Raw genomic sequence first — 4,477 nt, forward strand, 5'->3', positions numbered from 1 at the left:
CTGAAGGAGTATATTCAGAATCAAGAAAGGCCGGAGAAGTGACAGCCCTCTACGGGCTGTTTGCTATCCATCTCCATCCAAACGACAAAGCTACGCAATGCCGCTATGGATGGAGAATTCCGCAAAACTCGTTAAAAGCACTCTGAAGTTGTAAAGCGAGATAAGGTTCTCATAGTGATGAGAATCTCATCTGGCAGGTGATTTCAGTTAGTTTTTTTGCTTTTGCAACGCTCTCTCCCGGGCGGGAATGCATATCTGAGCTCACCATACCCTTTCCACCTCTAACAAACCTTCAATGCCAAGGTAATTCCTTGCACTGGAATAACGCCAGTGTTCCGCCCTGTCAACCTATCCACGCTTTGCCGGGCTAAAATGCGGTTGCTCCGGTTGAGTGAATTGGTATCGACTTCTACCCATGTTTAATTGCGAGTGCTTTGCCAGTGGCGTATGCATTTCCACGCAGAGCGTGGAAACGAGTCACTGCGGTTAATTCGTACGGAAAGGGAACTTTTTGGAAGTGCTCCCGTCAAAACTGTCATTAATAATAACTGTTCATTGAGCAATAACGTAAAAAGGAGTGACGATTATGCAGGCTCAAAACGTATGTGTAGGAAACTTTCAACGGCCCCAGGGTGCTGATGCAGCGGACTTGCATCAGGAAGAACCCAGGGAGGGTGCGTCCTGGGAGCGCTATCAGTCTGTAAAGGCGTTGGCGGAGGTCACACTGTACACTGTTGGAGGCTCTGCAGCCGCCACCCTGGCGGGAGGCATATCCGCAGCGACATCCATGTGGTTGATGCCTGTTGTTATCCCGGCAGCCGTAGCGGTGACCTATTACCGCCATAAGTGTCAGTTCCTGGAGGGGCAGTTGTGCGATAAGGATGCCACTCTTCAGAAGAATGATGAACAGGCAGGTGCTCTCGGATACGAGTTGCGCAAAAAGGATGAACTTCTTCAGCAGGCGAAAGAACAGGCAACAGCTCTCGAACGCCAGTTGCGCGATAAGGATGCCACTCTTCAGCAGATGAAAGAACAGGCAACAGCTCTCGAACGCCAGTTGCGCGATAAGGATGCCACTCTTCAGAAGAATGATGAACAGGCAACAGCTCTCGAACGCCAGTTGCGCGATAAGGATGCCACTCTTCAGCAAAAGAAAGGACTGATCGCTAATCTTGAAAAGCAGTTGGAAACTGCAGAAAAGAATGCCCAGAAGGAGAGTGATCGCCATAAGACTAGGATCGAGCATTTAACGAAAGTTAAAAAAGAAATGATTCAAAAAAGGGACGAATCATTCGCTGAGATCCAACTTATAAATAAGGAACTGATGATAGACAAACGGAAATTGGAACGTCAACAGGTCGAGTTTAAGCGAAAGCTTAGCGAGAGTCAGGATAAATATAGGGAAGCTCAAGAGCAATTGAAAAAACTGAAAGAAGAAAATGAAGTTCTTGATTTTGAATTGAACGAAATTAAGGCTCATTTGGAAGATTTGAAGGAGAAAAAGGTTCTCGACGCCGAAGTTCAGACAACAGACCTGAAGAAAATGAGAGATGTTGCAATTCAGGTAAAAGCTCCGGAAGCGACAATCCATAAACCGGATGCCGTAGGTAGACAGACAATGCCAAAAAAACCTTCAGATGAGACATATATGCCGGCAGCGCAACAGACTTGTAACTTTGAACATAATAGTGGAAATGGGAATGGTGGCCGAACTCGATCCAATCAAAGGGGGGGGGTGCCCTACAGCCCCGAATTCCGACCAGGAGGTTCAAAGCGGACCTGTCCGGAACAGAATCAAAGAAAATCAACGTTCAAACTTCAATGACAGATGGAATCGTTCCCATTGCGAACCATGAGAGCGACTTTTTAATTAAGGCTTTATAACAATCCCCTGCGTGGGAATGACATCGTGGGATCTGTGTTCTTATACCCATTCCCCTTGAAGATGTGGGGTTGTTGGCTGCTCTTGCTCACCCCGAGTCACTTATTGACTGTAAGCTCTTGGGGTTGCGCTCGTTTGCCGCCTACCCACACCTTCAATGGTAACGGGTATATAACGGTCAATTACTCAGTAATTGCTTTAACAGCTATGTGTCACGCTGCAAGTGTGCCTGATGCCGGGTAAATATTCGATTTCAATTGGATGGGTACTTAATCAAGATGTTTCGTTCACAGGGTGTATGTGTGAATAAATCCTGGTTTTTTACGACTTTATAACGATAGAGAGATGGTTTCAGGAATCATCAATGGATTTGAAAGAGGTTAAAAAAATGTTTGGATTTAATAAAAAGCACATTACCTTTCTGTTTGCTTTTCTTTTTATGCTGAGTAATAGCAATACAGCCCATGCTTGCAATCGCTTTATGGCCACACTGGTTGTGACGGGTATTGGTATTGGGATACCCCTGACTTATGAAGTTAACTCTCTATTGGATTATCTGAGAGGCACTTCCAAAGATAAAGATGAGGATGGCTTTACGCCGCATGATCTAACCGGGCAACAGACGGCGCTGTCTGTAATTCCGGAGAAGCAGTCGGGCATCTCCGCAGCAACATCAACGACACCTGACAGGGATACCGCTTACCCCATAGCAGCGGGTGATCATCTAGCAGGTGTGGCTAAGCAGGAGCGAAACGAAAATCCTGATAACATTCCCATACCCGACGCCTCGGCGCGAGGGGCGCTGACTGCCGCCCATGACATTTCACTGGCCTCTGGTATGCTCAGCATGGATGGCATGTCCAGTCTGAGAAACCTGATGAAAGTCTATCGAACCGGGCGTATGTTTGAATACGGACAGGTTAGCCTGGATAATCTCACAGCAGCAGAAATGGTGGCTTCGACTCGTGAAGGAAACTTTGTGCCTGCCAGGGATCGTCGCAGTGGTGATTGGCACAGCTTTGTACAGGGCTATGGCCGACAGGGTAGCTTTGAAGGGCTTCATCAGCAGGTTGACTCCGGTTATGGAGGGTATGGCCTTGATGCAGGTGTTTTCAGCCAGTCGAACGAAGATCTGGTGCTTGGGCTGATGGTCGGGGTTCAGACGATGTCACTGAACCGGAAAGATAAACCGGGTTCAGTATCACTTGAAAGTTTCCGCTTCGGGCCTTTCCTGTCCTGGTCGAGGAACGACTGGCATCTGGATGCAGCTCTGCTGTTCGCCCGGAACCAGTATGCTCTTGAACGAAGGGATGAACAGGGGCGGCGGCTCAAGGCGGATTTAAGTGGTGCAGAGTTGATGGGTTATCTTGCCCTGGGTTATGACGTTCATCTTGATCATTGGAAGCCTGGACTGACGGTAACGCCTATGGCTGAAATCTTCTATTCACACCTCAGTCATGGCGGTTTTAAAGAAAAAGAGGATGGTTCCCGGGCCCTGAAAGTCAATAGCCAGTCCAATAATCAGTTGATTACCCGGCTTGGAGCAGAGGTTGGTTATGTGTTGCCAAATCTGGAAAAACACACTGAAGTTAATTTACGGCTGGGTTGGCAGCATCAGAACCTTAATACGGGTTCAACCTCGTTTCAGCTTCCGGGGCAGGGTGTCTCGGGTCAGTTTGATGGTAAGGGGGTTAGCGACAGCGGACTGTTTTATGGTGCCAGTATCCACCGCAGGATGTCTGAAATTTCTGATCTGAGCCTGGCATACACTGCCACAAGCACTGGAAAAGGGTTAAGTCATGGCCTTCAGTTCCAGTATGAGTGGCAATTTTGATGCCAGCAGGCGCTGCTTTTGACCATTGGACTTTGCTTTCCCGCACGTGAGCACGTGAGAAAAGTGTCGCGAAACTTTCTTCGTCGCAGGTTGTGTTGAGTCAGCATCATTATTATATGGCTCCTAATCAAACAATCTCAGGTTGGCTAAAGGAGCATCGAGGCAATCTGTACTCCTGCCGCAGAGTGCGGTAAAGCTTGTCAGACCCATGATTTCAAAGAACTTACTTGACGTGATAAAGACAGTTGAGCAGGTTGATTCACCTTTAGAGTGATCAAAGTGCCAAACAATCAGGTCATTCACATCGCTGTGAGGCTTCTCCTCAATCGTATCATCAAAAATTAAAGGCTCTTAATGGATTCCGGGGAGTTACCCAAACAAAACCTCCAAAAGACCGGATAACGCAGCTTTCCCCCCGCTTTCTAACGTTGTGAAGACACTCAAATAACCCTAAATACAGCGGGAGCAATTCTTGTGATATTCCTCGATGAGGGCGTAGCGAGGAACGCAGCAGCGACCAGAACCCCTCCATTGTATTCACATGAACTTCGTATTCACATGAACTTCGTGAAAACCATCGCCATCTTCATCTTCATCTTCATCCCGAGCGTACTCTCCATCACCATGGCAGACAGATTTATGACCATAACCCCATTCTGTCAGTTCGTTGTAGATAGCGTACTCATCGGTGTACACCAGAGTGCCGGGCTCTATTGCTGCTGTGACAAATGGCTTGATGGTAACCCGCTTAACATTGGCAA

3 protein-coding genes and 1 pseudogene are annotated in these 4,477 nt (G+C 47.6%); 2 read left to right on the plus strand and 2 right to left on the minus strand.

The features are described 5' to 3' along the window. The first annotated feature begins 787 nt into the window (after window positions 1–787). Together ACR2PX_RS22550 and ACR2PX_RS22555 are read left to right on the plus strand one after the other, a co-directional pair. Window positions 788–1,825: a hypothetical protein gene (locus ACR2PX_RS22550; RefSeq protein WP_434001603.1), complete on the plus strand. Its 1,038-nt coding sequence runs from the start codon at window positions 788–790 to the stop codon at window positions 1,823–1,825. A 421-nt stretch (window positions 1,826–2,246) separates the two neighbouring features. After that, window positions 2,247–3,716 (plus strand): autotransporter outer membrane beta-barrel domain-containing protein, encoded by a 1,470-nt coding sequence (locus ACR2PX_RS22555; RefSeq protein ID WP_434001604.1) that lies wholly within the window; start codon window positions 2,247–2,249, stop codon window positions 3,714–3,716. A 232-nt stretch (window positions 3,717–3,948) separates the two neighbouring features. Here ACR2PX_RS22555 and ACR2PX_RS22560 read toward each other — a convergent pair. Further along, a pseudogene (locus ACR2PX_RS22560) lies at window positions 3,949–4,061 on the minus strand (IS701 family transposase); the annotation flags it as partial. 192 nt (window positions 4,062–4,253) lie between these two features. Next, the coding region (locus tag ACR2PX_RS22565; protein WP_434001605.1) for a transposase at window positions 4,254–4,477 on the minus strand (224 nt) is incomplete at its 5' end.

Source organism: Endozoicomonas sp. (genome assembly GCF_051008435.1).
Lineage (GTDB): Bacteria > Pseudomonadota > Gammaproteobacteria > Pseudomonadales > Endozoicomonadaceae > Endozoicomonas_A.

Coding starts and splice junctions, on each gene's coding strand:
- ACR2PX_RS22550 (WP_434001603.1), top strand. CDS start 788: ATGTGGTTGATGCCTGTTGTTATCCCGGCAGCCGTAGCGGTGACCTAT.
- ACR2PX_RS22555 (WP_434001604.1), top strand. CDS start 2,247: ATGGATTTGAAAGAGGTTAAAAAAATGTTTGGATTTAATAAAAAGCAC.